The 14,480-nt window shown below is 37.5% G+C and carries 12 protein-coding genes; 4 read left to right on the forward strand and 8 right to left on the reverse strand.

The window, feature by feature from the left end; genetic code table 11:
• Window positions 1–16 precede the first annotated feature (16 nt).
• A complete protein-coding gene (locus ACUTSE_RS12200; RefSeq protein WP_445640416.1) occupies window positions 17–1,174 on the forward strand; it encodes a Pycsar system effector family protein in 1,158 nt (385 codons plus the stop codon).
• Here ACUTSE_RS12200 and ACUTSE_RS12205 read toward each other — a convergent pair.
• Window positions 1,155–3,521 carry a hypothetical protein gene (locus ACUTSE_RS12205; RefSeq protein WP_445640417.1) on the reverse strand — a complete coding sequence of 789 codons (2,367 nt, stop codon included), beginning with the start codon at window positions 3,519–3,521 and terminating at the stop codon, window positions 1,155–1,157. The two genes, ACUTSE_RS12200 and ACUTSE_RS12205, sit on opposite strands and share 20 nt — an antisense overlap.
• Window positions 3,522–3,661: 140 nt before the next feature.
• Here ACUTSE_RS12205 and dusB point away from each other — a divergent pair, with 140 nt between their 5' ends.
• Window positions 3,662–4,654 carry a tRNA dihydrouridine synthase DusB gene (gene dusB / locus ACUTSE_RS12210; protein WP_002987888.1) on the forward strand — a complete coding sequence of 331 codons (993 nt, stop codon included), beginning with the start codon at window positions 3,662–3,664 and terminating at the stop codon, window positions 4,652–4,654.
• Window positions 4,655–4,858: 204 nt separating this feature from the next.
• On the opposite strand, the gene ACUTSE_RS12215 is transcribed toward dusB, so the two are convergent.
• From ACUTSE_RS12215 to ACUTSE_RS12230, 4 genes are all read right to left on the reverse strand, one after another.
• On the reverse strand, window positions 4,859–5,500 hold the full coding sequence (locus ACUTSE_RS12215) for an isochorismatase family protein (protein WP_036462654.1): 642 nt from the start codon (window positions 5,498–5,500) through the stop codon (window positions 4,859–4,861).
• A 393-nt stretch (window positions 5,501–5,893) separates the two neighbouring features.
• A complete protein-coding gene (locus tag ACUTSE_RS12220) occupies window positions 5,894–6,721 on the reverse strand; it encodes a mechanosensitive ion channel family protein (protein ID WP_445640418.1) in 828 nt (275 codons plus the stop codon).
• A gap of 14 nt (window positions 6,722–6,735) precedes the next feature.
• On the reverse strand, window positions 6,736–7,935 hold the full coding sequence (locus ACUTSE_RS12225) for a C1 family peptidase (RefSeq protein WP_445640419.1): 1,200 nt from the start codon (window positions 7,933–7,935) through the stop codon (window positions 6,736–6,738).
• A 545-nt stretch (window positions 7,936–8,480) separates the two neighbouring features.
• A complete protein-coding gene (locus ACUTSE_RS12230; RefSeq protein WP_445640420.1) occupies window positions 8,481–10,382 on the reverse strand; it encodes an alpha/beta fold hydrolase in 1,902 nt (633 codons plus the stop codon).
• 286 nt (window positions 10,383–10,668) lie between these two features.
• Here ACUTSE_RS12230 and ACUTSE_RS12235 point away from each other — a divergent pair, with 286 nt between their 5' ends.
• Both ACUTSE_RS12235 and ACUTSE_RS12240 read left to right on the forward strand, forming a co-directional pair.
• Window positions 10,669–11,922: a dicarboxylate/amino acid:cation symporter gene (locus ACUTSE_RS12235; protein WP_445640421.1), complete on the forward strand. Its 1,254-nt coding sequence runs from the start codon at window positions 10,669–10,671 to the stop codon at window positions 11,920–11,922.
• A gap of 31 nt (window positions 11,923–11,953) precedes the next feature.
• Window positions 11,954–12,646, forward strand: a complete 693-nt coding sequence (locus ACUTSE_RS12240) for a DedA family protein (protein ID WP_002987903.1) — start codon at window positions 11,954–11,956, stop codon at window positions 12,644–12,646.
• A gap of 70 nt (window positions 12,647–12,716) precedes the next feature.
• Here ACUTSE_RS12240 and ACUTSE_RS12245 read toward each other — a convergent pair whose 3' ends face one another.
• The 3 genes from ACUTSE_RS12245 to ACUTSE_RS12255 form a co-directional block, all read right to left on the reverse strand.
• The gene (locus ACUTSE_RS12245; RefSeq protein ID WP_002987904.1) at window positions 12,717–13,055 is read right to left on the reverse strand and encodes a hypothetical protein; all 339 of its coding nucleotides are present in this window, start codon (window positions 13,053–13,055) and stop codon (window positions 12,717–12,719) included.
• A 2-nt stretch (window positions 13,056–13,057) separates the two neighbouring features.
• Window positions 13,058–14,110: an NAD(P)/FAD-dependent oxidoreductase gene (locus tag ACUTSE_RS12250; protein ID WP_060874826.1), complete on the reverse strand. Its 1,053-nt coding sequence runs from the start codon at window positions 14,108–14,110 to the stop codon at window positions 13,058–13,060.
• Between the two features lie 110 nt (window positions 14,111–14,220).
• Entirely contained in the window at window positions 14,221–14,460 is a 240-nt protein-coding gene (locus ACUTSE_RS12255) for a NifU family protein (protein ID WP_002987908.1), read from the reverse strand.
• Window positions 14,461–14,480: the final 20 nt, after the last annotated feature.

The following is a 14,480-nucleotide window of genomic DNA, read 5'->3' on the forward strand; positions in this document are numbered from 1 at the left end:
TCAAAAGAGGGTTGCTATGACTATTTTACAAAAAGTTGAAGAATATATCTTTCAACTATACAAAGATACATTATCACGACAATATACCTACCATAATTTCCAACATACTACACGCGTAGTGAATGGTTTAGAGGAAATATTGAAAAATGTAGCTGTGAGTGAAAGAGACGCCTTAAATTTAAGGTATGCTGCTTGGTTTCACGATATTGGCTATACGCAATCTTGTACAGAACACGAAATAAATGGGGCATTAATTGCTGAAACTTTTTTACAAGAACAAGGAATTGGAGCCGAAGATATTCAAAGTATCAAAGCCTTAATTCTAGCTACCAAATTAGAACACACCCCAGCCAATCTTTTAGAATGTATCATTAAAGATGCGGATTTCTCTCATCTAGCTGATAGTGATTACATTGAAATCAGTGATTTATTACTACAAGAAATGGCGTGTACTTGTAACCTAACCTGTTCTCAGGAGGAATGGAATCAACAGAATTTAAACTTTTTATTATATAAGCATCGTTTTTATACCGACTATGCGCGTCAATACTGGCAACCTAAAAAACAACAGAATATTTTTAGTATCGCAGAACGTATCGAGAAGGACAAAAAGAAAAAGAAGAAAACAGAAAAGAAAGAACATTTTAGATCTATTGATACGCTATTTCGCACCACTTTGCGCAATCACACTCAGTTGAGTGCCATTGCCGATCGCAAGGCGAATATTTTACTTTCGGTCAATGCCATCATCATTTCGATTTGCTTGTCTACTTTAATTCCAAAGTTAGATAGCCCTTCTAATGCGCATTTAATTGGCCCTACATTTACCTTGGTTTTCTTTAGTGTAGCCACTATTATTTTTGCTATTATGTCCACAAGACCCAAAGTAACTACGGGTACTTTTTCACAAGAAGAGCTTGATAATCACACTGTAAACTTGCTGTTCTTCGGTTCTTTTCACAAAATGCCTTTAGATCAGTATTACAAAACCTTGAGAGACCTCATCCGCAAAGAAGAAAATATTTACGAAGCGTTGACGACTGATTTATATTACCTCGGTAAAGTACTGAATAGAAAATACACTTTATTGCGCATTACCTATACCATCTTCACCGTAGGTATATTGGCTTCTGTAATTGCTTTCGTACTTGCTTTTAAAGGTATTGGTTTCTAAGGAAATTAACCATGAGTTGCTGATAATCCAAGGCCTCGAGATTGTAATCGAGATTCACTAAAACACGAAGACCAATAAGACCCGCAACTCCTTGTAAGTCTTCCACTTCAAAAGCTTGAATCTCCGATTGCAAGAGTCCTACTTGTTGTAAATACTTGATATAGGCCATGTACTCATCGCGATCTGCATGAGAGGCAAATACAATAGCAATACTCTTCGGTTGCACGATGCGTTCCTCTGAGTTTTGAATAACGGCTTTATCTAGTCGCTTTTTGATAATCTCATAGCGTGTATTATAGGATCCATCAATATCAAAGCGTTTTTCATCCATGCGGAACTGAATACTCAAGGAAGCGTCATACACCAAAATAAGGGACGTTGCATCCATTGGGATTTCGTCTTGAATATTGTTGCGATAGTGAATACACATTTGTTCTGCCATCACCTGTAACTGCCACAATCTCAGATTTTGTAAATAGGTAATATCAAACGCACGATCGGGACAAATCGAATCGCCAATGTAAATATTGTGCTCTACCCCATCTGTTTTAAATCGCTCATAATAATGCGGATACACAACTTGAGCCTCCTTTTGTCGTTTATCTAAAATATCAGAATAGCATTTATTAATACGCCCTATTTGCTTGTCAAATACTTTTCGATAGCGGTAATACACATCCAATTCATAATCAACATAGCCGAAATACGCATTCAATCGCTCTGTATTGAAAAGGTAGCTCTCCTTTTGTAACAAAGGGTGTATTTCTTCTCGAATATACGTTTGAATACGCTGTTCAAGTCCAGAATAAAAGTGATTCTTCACTTGTTTATTATAGGCCTTTAGCTTCAAACGGTGTTTTTCTAATAAAATATTTTCTACTTCTTTGGCGTAATCATCCAATAAGTAAATCAATTGATCCAGCTGTGAACGCAAATCTTTTTGAATCGCCTCATTTCTCAATTGACTAGATCCTTTGATATCAATCTCCCCGTATAACGGAAATACATCCGGAAATACAATCGGAGTTAAGATATAGTTTCGATCTGCTACACTATCAATATAGTTTTTCTGTGCCTCCTCTAAGAATTTCCAGTATACACTTGGGTGAATCGTAGTATACTCCCGTTGAATAATCGCCTCAATGTGATTCAAGGCATCTGCCCTTACGCGTTCCATGGTTTCGGAGATGATTGGCATCAACTCATTTAATTTTTGTGCATTGACACTGTGTAAATCGCGTGGATTACTAGATACAATTTCCAATACCCCCTCAATACCTGTCGAGGTAATAATTGGGCTAAACAAACAGCTTCGAACCCCTTTTTGTAACAGGTTCAAACACATTTCACGGTGTTCATCGTTGTGTATTTCTTCTGCCACATCAGAAATACTAAAATATTGTTTTTGCACCATCAAACGGCGGTATGCTTGTGCGGAGATTACAATTTGACTTTGATCTTCATTGAGCAAATAGCTATGTACAATCATGACATTTTTAAGCTCCATTTGCGTGGTTTTATCCCCTTGAAGCACCGTTAATCCAACTTTCAGATCAGGTAATTTAAAAATAGAGCTAAACAACTGATTGACAAAATCGCCCAAGGGTTTGCGTTGCAACTCCGTTTTCAAGAAACTTTCTTTCAATAGAGAAAGGGCATTTTCAAAAGTCACATCAACCAAACTCAATAATCCGAATCCTTTGAGGTTCCAGCTTTTTTGAGGAAAATAACGCTGCCATAGTTCAAAGTCGTCGTAATTGTCCTGCAACAATTCAATATCTTTCTGTGTTAGCATTACCGCATTTTCTCTTGGCACTAATTCGACAAAATCTGCATTATACAACACGCGATAATATCGAATAATCCCACGTTTATCCGGTAATTCAATGAATAGCGGTTGTGTCAAATCAAAAGTCGCCTTGAAGTAGTAGTTCATGATGATACAACAACAAGCGATATAGTATTCATTTTGACTGAAGTTTCTAATTTCTCCGTTGTACTTCCCGCCTGCATCTTCGATAATCTGTCTGAATCGCCTCGTGTGATTAAACATAATATTTTGAAAGGGCATGGATACCGCTTTAATTTCATTATCTGATAAAGCGGAAGGAAAAATAACATCGAACAGCTCCTTTACTAATGCCTCCGTCCCATTCGAAGGAGATGCTTCAATGGCTTCAATATCGATGTGCAATTGCTTATTCGCTCGCGACAATAAATCTTCATAATAGGCTTTTTTATAAGGATTTCCATCTTCTTTTGCGATAAAGTTGATCAATTCTTCTTTGATCTTATCAAAAGAAAATTCAATATGGAAAGGGGTCAATTCAAAAGCTTTTAATCTCATGTCGTTTTTTGCTATAAAGGTTTAAAGATACGGAATCCTTGAGTTTTAATTCGTTTCTGATTATAATTATCTTCGGTAAAAAGTTCTAAAAGACGAAAAAATAAAATATTGTACTTTTGCAGGAAATATCGAAAACGATTATGATTAAAATTGGCAATATAGAACTACCTGATCATCCGCTTCTTTTGGCTCCTATGGAAGATGTGAGTGATCCTCCTTTTCGCCGTTTGTGTAAAAAACACGGCGCGGATTTGATGTATTCAGAATTTATTTCCTCTGAGGGATTGATTCGAGATGCGATGAAAAGCAAGATGAAGTTGGATATTTTTGATTATGAACGTCCCGTTGGTATTCAGATTTTTGGTGGTGATGAAGAAGCCATGGCGATGTCTGCGCGTATTGTGGAGACCGTTCGTCCCGATTTAGTAGATATCAACTTCGGATGTCCAGTAAAGAAAGTTGTTTCCAAAGGTGCTGGTGCGGGAGTATTAAAAGATATTGACTTGATGATTCGCTTAACCAAAGCTGTAGTCAATAGCACGTCCTTGCCTGTTACGGTAAAAACGCGTTTGGGATGGGATGAAGAGTCCATCAACATTGATGAAGTAGCTGAGCGTTTACAAGACGTTGGAGTACAAGCGTTGACGATTCATGCAAGAACACGTGCACAGATGTATAAAGGACATTCTGATTGGACGCATATTGAGCGTATTAAAAATAATTCACGCATTAAAATTCCCATTTTTGGAAATGGAGATATTGATAGCCCACAAAAGGCTTTAGAATACAAAGAGAAGTTTGGCTTGGACGGTATGATGATAGGTCGTGCTGCGATTGGCTATCCTTGGATTTTTGACGAAATAAAGCATTATTTCCAAACGGGTGAACTACTCGCTCCTCCAACGATGAAAGATCGCTTAGAAGCGGCTAAAAACCATTTAATCTGGTCTATGGAGTGGAAAGGAGAACGCTTAGGGATCGTAGAGATGCGTCGTCACTATACGAATTACTTCAAAGGAATCCACAGTTTTAAACCGCATCGCTTGAAATTGGTTACTACAGATGATGTAACGGAGTTACTGAACTTGTTTGATCAAATTGCAGAGGAATACAAGGATTATGTGATTGAGTAGGTTGTGAGTGAATGAGATGGTGAGATGGTGAGGCGGTGAGATGATGAGAGGCTGAGAGGGTGAAATCGGAACGCAGTGTAGATTCATCGAATACGAAAACAAATATAAGCCCATGAGATAGACGATGAGAGGGTGAGGCGATGAGCAACCTTTTAAAAATATAAAAAAAAAGACCTCGAAAGAGGTCTTTTTTTTTACTTACGCTTATTTTTCTAAAGCTACTTCTTGTGCTTTTTGATAGCTTTCCATCAAGGCCTGATAATTAGGCATGACCAAAGACAAAATTTGTGCGTACTGATAAGCGATTGCTTGATCTTTATTCCATGTTTTTAAAACTTCGCTAATTACTGCAGCTGTTGTAATAGGAATTACTCCTGCCATTTGTAAGCGACTCATGGTAACTTGTGTAGATAAAGGGCTCATATCACCAGAGGCATCAATGACTGCGAATACTTCAAATCCTTCTGCTACAGCAGAAATAGCAGGAAAAGCCACACATACACTGGTCAATACCCCTGCAATAACTAACTTTTTCTTTCCTGTTGCTTTAACCGCATCAACAAATGCTTTAGTATCCCAAGCATTTACCTCTCCAGTTCTTCCAACATATTGTGCATGCGGAACAAGCGCGTGGATTTCAGGCATTAAAGGTCCATTAGGTCCTTTTGGCTCTGATGCAGTTGTAATGACTGGAATGTTTTCCAAAGCTGCCGTTTTCGCTAATGCAATTACATTGTTTCTCAATGTTTGTACTTCAATGTCTTTTACTGTTTGAAATAAACCACTTTGGTGATCAATCAATAAAAAAGCAACATCGTCAAAATTAATTCTTGTTCTACTATTCATAACTTTATTGGTATTAATTCTTATTATTTCTATACCAAAAATACCTGGAAATACACCAAAAACACTTAATGTAGAACAAGAAGCACTTTGCATAAAAAAAGACCTCCAAGGAGGTCTTTTTTATATTTCTAAAAGGTTACTCACCACTTCATCGTCTCACCACCTCATCGTCTATCTCATGGGCTTATATTTGTTTTCGTATTCGATGAATCTACACTGCGTTCCGATTTCACCACCTCATCGTCTCATCATCTCACCATCTCATCGTCTCACCACCTCATCTTCTCACCACCTCATCATCTCACCATCTCATCATCTCACCACCTCATCACCTCATCATCTCACCACCTCATCACCTCATCATCTCACCACCTCATAACCTTCTCCAACAAACTATTTCGTTTTATCCGAAACAATATGTAAATCGCGTTGTGGAAATGGTATTTCAATATTTGCTTCATCCAACGCTACTTTTACAACCTGTTGAATTTCATAAACCGTATTCCAGTAATCGGCTTTACCAATCCAAGTACGCACATTTAAATCTACGGAACTATCGCCTAATAGACTAACAAATACAAGAGGTGCAGGTGTTTGAAGTACCGCCTTATGTTTAGCTAAAGCATTTAAAATAATGGTTTGAGCGTCTTTGATGTTTTCACTATAAGCAATACCTACAACAAAATCATGACGTCTAGATGTAATTTCAGAATAGTTCGTGATTACAGAGTTTGCTAATGGTCCATTCGGACTGAAAATTTTCAATCCCGTAGGCCCCGTTAAGGTCGTGTAAAGTAAATCAATTCGCTCTACGGTTCCTTCTGTACCACTTGGATTAGAGATATAATCCCCTACTTTAAAAGGTTTGAATAATAGCACCAGAACACCTCCAGCGAAATTCGACAAACTCCCTTGTAAAGCCAAACCAATCGCCAAACCAGCAGAAGCGAAAATAGTTGCAATACCCGCCACTTGGAATCCCATCGTTGCTGCTACAATAATCAGTAAAATGATATATAACGTAGCTTTTACCACACTTAATAAAAACCCTCTTAAGGATAATTCTACGTCTCTTTTCTCAAGGCGTCTGCGAATTAACTTTAAAACGAGTTTGACTAGATAAGATCCTATCCCCAATATAACCAGCCCCAACAATATTTTGGGTATCGCTTGCCACATTGACTCTAGCATTTTTTCTAATCCTTGTAATACAATTTCCATAGCTTTCTTTTTTTTTAGATTTTTAATTTCTTTTTCATGTCTTTAGATAAAGCATCTTTATGTACCATGAAATCTGTCGTTTTGTATTTTACATACTCTTTTGACATGTACATATAGCCTTGGTGGTCATTTGAAACTCCCCAAGAGTTTTTCACAATATAGAACTCGCGTCCTTGTTGATCTTTTGCAATTCCAACGATATGCATTCCGTGATCATCTGTTGTAGAATAGTTGTCAAACGCTTCTTGACGCATTTCAGCAGTTACTGTACGCTCTGGTTTTGGTCCGTTGAAAATCTCTTTGCGCTCCTCCTCATTCATATCATCCCAATCCTTTTCAGGAACATAGGCAACTCCATTTTTCCAGCTAAAATATTTCTCGCTTACGTCTCCACCCCAAGCAACAGTAAATCCATTGTTGATCGCTAAATCAATAATATCCGTCATTTCATTCACATGTACGTTGTACACTTGATCAAATGCCCAGTTATCAGGTACCAATAACACAAATTTGTCGTAGTATGGGTAGTTCATATCTGAACCAATTTCGATATAATCATCTGGATTAATTCCTACTACTTCGCTTGCAAAGGTTTGCGGTGTATATTCTTTTCCTTCCCATTTGAATTTCGTTGGTGCCTCTCCTAAATACGCATCAATAACAGCAGTATATGCTTTTTGCCAGTTTGGCGTTAATTTCCCATTTGGATTTGAAACCACTGCTTTTAACACACCTTCTTGGATGGCAGCCATTTCACCAAATTGGTTTTTCTTTGTTCCGTAATTTAATCCTGTATATACTTCTTGTGGTACAGCTCCATACATGCGATACATATTCATCACATCGTGAAACGCTCCACCATCTCCTAGGGTTACAGCACCTTGCATACGCACGTACATTTTTCCTTTTTCAATATAAGCATTACGCGCAGAATAAATTTGTGAAAGCTCTACGGGGCGTTTTCCCATACGCATCATCTCTGATTCGATGAAAGAATTGGCAGAATAGCTCCAACATGTTCCTGAAGATCCTTGATTTTTAATTGATGTATTTTCAATATCTACGACTGGCTTAAACTGAAAAAGCTCCTTGCTTTTATCACTTGCGTTTAATTTTAATGCATTAACAAGATTGTCTTGTGCAACAGTAGTTGACGCTGTAATAACAGATAAAACTGCCGTCAACACCCATGATTGGATCGTTTTTTTATTCATTGTAATTGTTGTTATAGTCGTAAAGATAAAAAAAACATCAGAAATGACCTTGAAACTAATAGAAAAACCCTTCACTATGACCACCATCCACAGTAGTTCCTCTAACTACTTAATTGGATTGATCAGCACTTTCCTTTTGTTTTTTGGCTTGGGGATGGTATTACTCCACTCCGTTTTTCTCTTGCAATTCGAAATGGAAACATCGCCCAAAACTTCATTTCTTTGGTTGTACATCTACTTACTCCGGGCAATACTATGATATACTATAAGCTTATCGTAGACTTTGCCCGGACCTTCCTTGGAGATTCCGAGGACTTTCCTTCGACATTCCTTCGACAAAACCCCTCTTTTTCCAAGTATACTCCAAGGAATGTCCAAGGAATGTCGAAGGAGACCAACAGTAAATCCGATGCATCCCCAAGAAAAAGGACACAAAAAAAGAGGACTACTCCTCTATTTCATTGGCCATAAGTGCCAGATACACATAAAAAAAGAGAGTTGCTGATTGAGCAACTCTCTTTTTTCTGTGATTCTAATGAATCAGCCTATAATGTTTCTTTCAACCAACGGAAGAATTCACCTTGCCAAACTTGTGCGTTTTGCGGTTGTACTACCCAGTGATTTTCCTCTGGTAAGTACAAGAATCTACTTTTGATTCCTCTTAACTGCGCTGCTTGGAATGCCTCTTGTCCTTGTCCAATTGGCACGCGGTAATCTTTACCTCCTTGAATGATTAAGATTGGTGTATTCCACTTATCTACATTGTTAATTGGGTTAAAGTTTTGGATTGCATTTTGTGCATCTTTATTGTCTTTTTCCCAGTATGCTCCACCTGTATCAAAATTAGGGAAGAATACTTCTTCTGTTGTTCCATACATACTCACTAAGTCAAATACTCCACAGTGAGAAATGAATGTTTTAAAGCGATTTTCGTGAATTCCAGCTAAATAGAATACTGAATATCCTCCGTAGCTTGCTCCGATTGCTCCTAAACGAGCCTTGTCTACATAGTTTTCTTTTGCAACATCATCAATTGCTGCTAAGTAATCTTGCATTGGTTTTCCTCCCCAATCTTTACTAATTGCTTCGTTCCACTCAACACCGTGTCCTGGCATACCTCTGCGGTTTGGCGCTACGATGATATAGCCCTCAGCAGCCATCAATTGGAAGTTCCAACGGAACGAATAAAATTGAGATAAAGCAGATTGCGGTCCTCCTTGTGCGTATAATAACGTTGGGTATTTTTTATTTGGATCAAAGTTCGGCGGATAAACAACCCACGTTACCATGTCTTTTCCATCTACCGTTTTTACGATGCGTTTTTCACTTTTACTCAACGCAATTTTCGAATAAATTTCGTCGTTTACTTTCGTAATTTGATTCCATGATTTTTTCTTTAAGTCATACGAAAAAATTTCTGTTGCATGGTTAAAATCTGTACGAGTTAACACCACTTTATCTCCGTCAAGTCCAACGATTCCAGTAACGTCAAAGTTACCATCTGTCAATTGTCTAACTACTGGTGCGATGCGTTTTAATCCTGGGAAGTTTACTTCAAACAATTGAACTGTTCCGCCAACTGCAGCTACGAAATACACTTTGCTTCCGTCTTTGCTCCATTGGTAGCTATCTACAGTTCCATCCCAGTTTGCTGTTAGGTTTTGCTCCACATCACCCATGCGTACGATGATATCATTCTTATCCGCTTCATATCCGTCGCGTTTCATTTGCAACCAAGTTAAATGACCTTGTGGCGAATAAGTAGGATGTGTATCATACCCAACATTTGATGCTGTCAAGTTTTTTGTTTGTTTCGTCTCTAAATCATATTGGTACAAATCTGTATTCGTGCTTAACGCGTAATCTGTTCCAAATTTCTTTTTAGAAACATACACAATTGATTTTCCATCAGGCGCCCATACGTAATCTTCTGCACCACCAAATGGTTTTTGAGGAGCATCATACGGTTCCCCTTGCATGATATCAATTTTGTTATCTTTATTATCCTTTGCTGCATAAAACACGTGATTGTGTGTTCCATCATTCCAAGTATCCCAATGTCTGTAGTCTAATCCATCAAATACATAAGCATCTGCTTTTTGCATCGTTGGATATAAGTCTTTTCCTAAAACATTGTTGATTTTTACAGCTTCATCAAACACAATGTGTTTTCCATCAGGCGAAATAGTTGCATCGCTTACTAGATCTTTATAGCTTTCAATTGCTACAGGTTTTCCTCCTGTTAATGGAATCTGATACGTTTTAGAATCAAAACTATTCTCTTCCACATTAGCATGAGTCACCTTATAAATAAGATTCTTCCCGTCCTTTGAGATTCCCACAGGACTAACTCTTCCTAATTTCCACAAGAGTTCTTTTGTCATTACATCTTGAGCAAACACGTTGAAACAGGCTAAACTCAAAGCGAATAAAACTATTTTTTTCATATTCAGTAGGTTTATTGAGCGGTAAATTTACTGTTTTCTTTTGATTAAAACAGAAGCTTATCCTCCTCAAACTGTTAAACAATAACAGAAGCCCTTCATCCAAAACCTAGAAAAAATCACAAATTCACCTGCAAATTCACCTCGTTTATCCACCAAATATGTAACAAATCGAAAAAAAACATCAAGATTCAGCTAGATTGGAATACAATTTGAAGTGTTATTTTTATCTAAAACATAGAATTATTATAAAAATAATAACTATTTTCACGGACAAATTTTTTCACCTATGAAAAACAATAAACTTTTTATTGCTATCATCATCGCCTTAGTTTTAGGTGTTATTTTCGGGAGTATCATTCATTACTCACTTCCTGAATACGTTGCCGGTTTTTCGCAAAACATTAAATTACTAGGGACCATCTTTATTCGATTGGTTCAAATGATTATTGCTCCTTTGGTTTTCTGTACACTTGTTGTAGGAATTGCGAAGATGGGCGATATGAAAATGGTAGGTCGAGTGGGAGCGAAAGCAATGGGATGGTTTATTACAGCTTCCTTGGTTTCTTTGGGAATTGGATTAATCCTTGTCAATTGGTTTAAGCCTGGAGCGAATGCGAATTTCAACTTAGACAATACCTCTTCTGCGAACGATTTATTGACCAGAACAAACGCATTAAGTCTTCAATCCTTCATTGAGCACTTAATTCCTAAGAGTATTTTTGACGCTTTTGCCCATAATGAGATCCTTCAAATTGTAGTTTTTGCTGTCTTTTTCGGAATCGCTTTGGCGAGTATCGGAAAGAAAGGGAAAGTGGTGATTAAATTATTTGATCGCATTGCAGAAATTGTACTAAAAATGGTGACTTACATCATGTGGACGGCTCCATTAGGGGTTTTAGGTGCTATTGCAAGCGCTGTTGCTCTTTATGGTTTAAGCATCTTCTATACCTACGCTAAATATTTATTGGCCTTTGTGAGTGGTTTAATCGTCCTGTGGGCAGTTTTAATCCTTGTTGGGTATCTAATCCTCGGAAAAGAAGTTTGGCGCCTTTTAAAGACAATTAAAGAGCCCTTATTAATTGCCTTCTCTACAACTAGTAGTGAGGCGGTATTCCCTAAGCTGGTAGAACAGTTGAATAAATTTGGTTGTTCGCCAAAAATTGTATCGTTTACTTTACCTCTTGGTTATTCATTTAACCTAGACGGAAGTATGATGTACCTCACCTTCGCCAGTATCTTTATTGCACAGATTTACGATGTGCCAATGACTCTCGGTGATCAAATATTAATGTTATTGGTCTTAATGGTAACAAGTAAAGGAGTTGCAGGAGTACCACGTGCCTCTTTAATCGTTATTGTAGCCACGTGTGCTATGTTTAATATTCCACCCGAAGGAATTGCCTTTATTTTACCGATTGACCACTTCTGTGATATGGGAAGAAGCATGACTAACGTATTAGGAAATGCGCTATCTACAGCTTCTATTGATAAATTTGAAAACAACGATAATAACCCAACACCAACATTGACTGAGAATTAAAAAACACGATAAGACAGAATAAAAACAAACTATGGACGAATTTCACATCTCACAATTAATCAATCCTGAGTTCTACATCAATTTAGAGATTGCGGGGCATTCTATTGGAATCTACGTTGTACTTTTTATTGTATTTGCTGAAACAGGTTTATTTGCTGGTTTCTTTCTACCAGGGGATAGTTTACTATTTTTGGCAGGTATATACAGTACTGCTTTAATGCAAGAATTATTTCAAATCGAAAGCGACTTCTTAAATGTAGCCCTACTATCAACCTTGGTTGCCGTCGCGGGGATTCTCGGTAATACCTTTGGCTATTGGTTTGGCGCCAAGAGCGGGAATTACCTCTACAACGTAAAAGACAACTTCATATACAAGAAAAAATACTTATACGAATCAAAAGTATTCTTTGAAAGACATGGTGGAAGAGCGATTATCTTTGCTCGTTTTTTACCCGTTGTAAGAACCTTCGCTCCTATCATTGCTGGAATTGTTCGCATGGATATTAAACGCTTCATGATTTATAACGTAATCAGTTCATTTTTATGGGCAACAACGTTGATCTTTGCAGGACACTACCTACAAGTTTGGCTATTAGAAAGCTACGGAATCAACTTAAAAGATTACATCGAATATATCGTATTGTTCTTAGTGTTAGCTACTACTTTACCAATCATCATTAAATTGGCTAAAAGAAAGAAAAGCGATACAGTAACAGAAGAATAAAAAGCAAAAAAGCGACGTTTACACGTCGCTTTTTTTATGGATTCATAGCGTATTCAACGCTTTCTTTGGATTATTCTGCTGGAGCTAATTCTACAATCAACCCCTCAAGCTCTGGAGCAATACCAATTTGACAACCTAAACGGCTGTTATCTTTGACATTTAAGGCCTCCCAAAGCATCGCCTCTTCATCCGGATTCATTTCTGGTAACTCCACATCATCAGCGTTGTGTACATAACACTGACAAGAAGCGCACATAGCCATTCCACCACAAATACCAATAGTACCTTCTGGTGCTAATTCGTAGGCACGAACAACCTCCATGATATTCATACTCATATCCGTTGGTGCATCCACTACGTGTTCTACACCTTCTCTATCAATAATTGTAATTTTAATATCTGCTGACATGATTATTCAATTGATTTAACAACCGCTTTCTCCGCTTCCTTGCGTGTACCATCAAATCCATTAATACCTGAAACAGTAGTATATTTCAACACGTATTTCTTACCAGGATTCAGCATATTATATACGCTTTGACACATTAAAGTTGCTTCGTGGAATCCACATAAAATCAACTTCAACTTCCCTGGGTAGGTATTAATATCTCCAATTGCATAAATTCCAGGAATATTCGTTTGATAATCTAATGCGTTATTTACTTTAATCGCATTTTTCTCAATCTCTAATCCCCAATCTGCGATTGGACCTAATTTAGGTGTTAACCCAAACAAAGGAATAAAATAATCACATGGAACATCGTGACGTTCTCCATCACATTCCACAACTACAGCATCCAATCTCGTTGTTCCTTTAAGTTCAACGATTTCTGCTGGAGTGATTAAATGAATTTTCCCTTGATCTTTCAGTGCTTGTACTTTCTCTACAGAATCTAAAGCCCCTCTGAATTCGTTACGTCTATGTACTAAATAAACTTTCTCTGCCACATCAGCTAAGTAAATACTCCAATCTAGTGCAGAGTCACCTCCACCTGCGATTACGATGTGCTTACCAGCAAACATTTCTGGTTTTTTCACGAAATACTCCACGCCTTTATCTTCATAATACGCCAAGTTTTCTAGTTCTGGTTTACGCGGTTCAAATGAACCTAAACCTCCAGCAATAGCCACTGCTTTTCCGTGGTGTTTCGTCCCTTTATTTGTAGTAACGATAAACGTACCGTCTTCTTGTTTTTCAATTGATTCAGCAACTTCATTTAGGGTGAATCCCGGTTGAAATTGCTTGATTTGCTCCATTAAATTATCGATTAATTCTGCTGCTCCTACGGTAGGATATCCAGGGATATCAAAAATAGGTTTTTTAGGATAAAGCTCAGTTAACTGACCTCCTGGTTGAGGCAATCCGTCAATGATATGACATTTTAACTTTAATAAGCCTGCTTCAAAAACAGCAAATAGACCTGTTGGTCCAGCTCCAATAATAATTATATCGGTTTCAATCATGATGTAGTTCTTTAATACAAAGGTACCCTTTGTAATGTTTATTAAAAATGATAAAAGTCAACCCTCTACAAAGACATCAAATGCTTTAGCAGATAGTTGACTTGTTATTTTTATCCAACATTAACTACCGTCTCGATTTCTGGTGCATATTTTTTAATTGTAGTTTCAACCCCTGCACTCAATGTCATTTGATTCACACTGCAAGCTGTACAAGCACCTTCTAAGCGAACTTTCACGTGTTTGTCATCAACTATATCAATTAATGTAATATCTCCTCCATCGGTTTGCAAAAACGGGCGAATCTCGTCTAACGCCTTCATAACGTTTTCTCTGATAGTTTCTGATGCCATATATTTAATCTATGAAATGG

The organism is Myroides sp. TSA_177.3 (assembly GCF_052691955.1).

Excerpts from the sequence above, each read along its gene's own strand:
- ACUTSE_RS12235 (WP_445640421.1), top strand. The coding sequence starts at position 10,669 with ATGAAAAACAATAAACTTTTTATTGCTATCATCATCGCCTTAGTTTTA.
- ACUTSE_RS12240 (WP_002987903.1), top strand. The coding sequence starts at position 11,954 with ATGGACGAATTTCACATCTCACAATTAATCAATCCTGAGTTCTACATC.
- ACUTSE_RS12220 (WP_445640418.1), bottom strand. The coding sequence starts at position 6,721 with ATGGAAATTGTATTACAAGGATTAGAAAAAATGCTAGAGTCAATGTGG.
- ACUTSE_RS12200 (WP_445640416.1), top strand. The coding sequence starts at position 17 with ATGACTATTTTACAAAAAGTTGAAGAATATATCTTTCAACTATACAAA.
- ACUTSE_RS12250 (WP_060874826.1), bottom strand. The coding sequence starts at position 14,110 with ATGATTGAAACCGATATAATTATTATTGGAGCTGGACCAACAGGTCTA.
- ACUTSE_RS12225 (WP_445640419.1), bottom strand. The coding sequence starts at position 7,935 with ATGAATAAAAAAACGATCCAATCATGGGTGTTGACGGCAGTTTTATCT.
- ACUTSE_RS12205 (WP_445640417.1), bottom strand. The coding sequence starts at position 3,521 with ATGAGATTAAAAGCTTTTGAATTGACCCCTTTCCATATTGAATTTTCT.
- ACUTSE_RS12245 (WP_002987904.1), bottom strand. The coding sequence starts at position 13,055 with ATGTCAGCAGATATTAAAATTACAATTATTGATAGAGAAGGTGTAGAA.
- ACUTSE_RS12230 (WP_445640420.1), bottom strand. The coding sequence starts at position 10,382 with ATGAAAAAAATAGTTTTATTCGCTTTGAGTTTAGCCTGTTTCAACGTG.
- ACUTSE_RS12255 (WP_002987908.1), bottom strand. The coding sequence starts at position 14,460 with ATGGCATCAGAAACTATCAGAGAAAACGTTATGAAGGCGTTAGACGAG.
- dusB (WP_002987888.1), top strand. The coding sequence starts at position 3,662 with ATGATTAAAATTGGCAATATAGAACTACCTGATCATCCGCTTCTTTTG.
- ACUTSE_RS12215 (WP_036462654.1), bottom strand. The coding sequence starts at position 5,500 with ATGAATAGTAGAACAAGAATTAATTTTGACGATGTTGCTTTTTTATTG.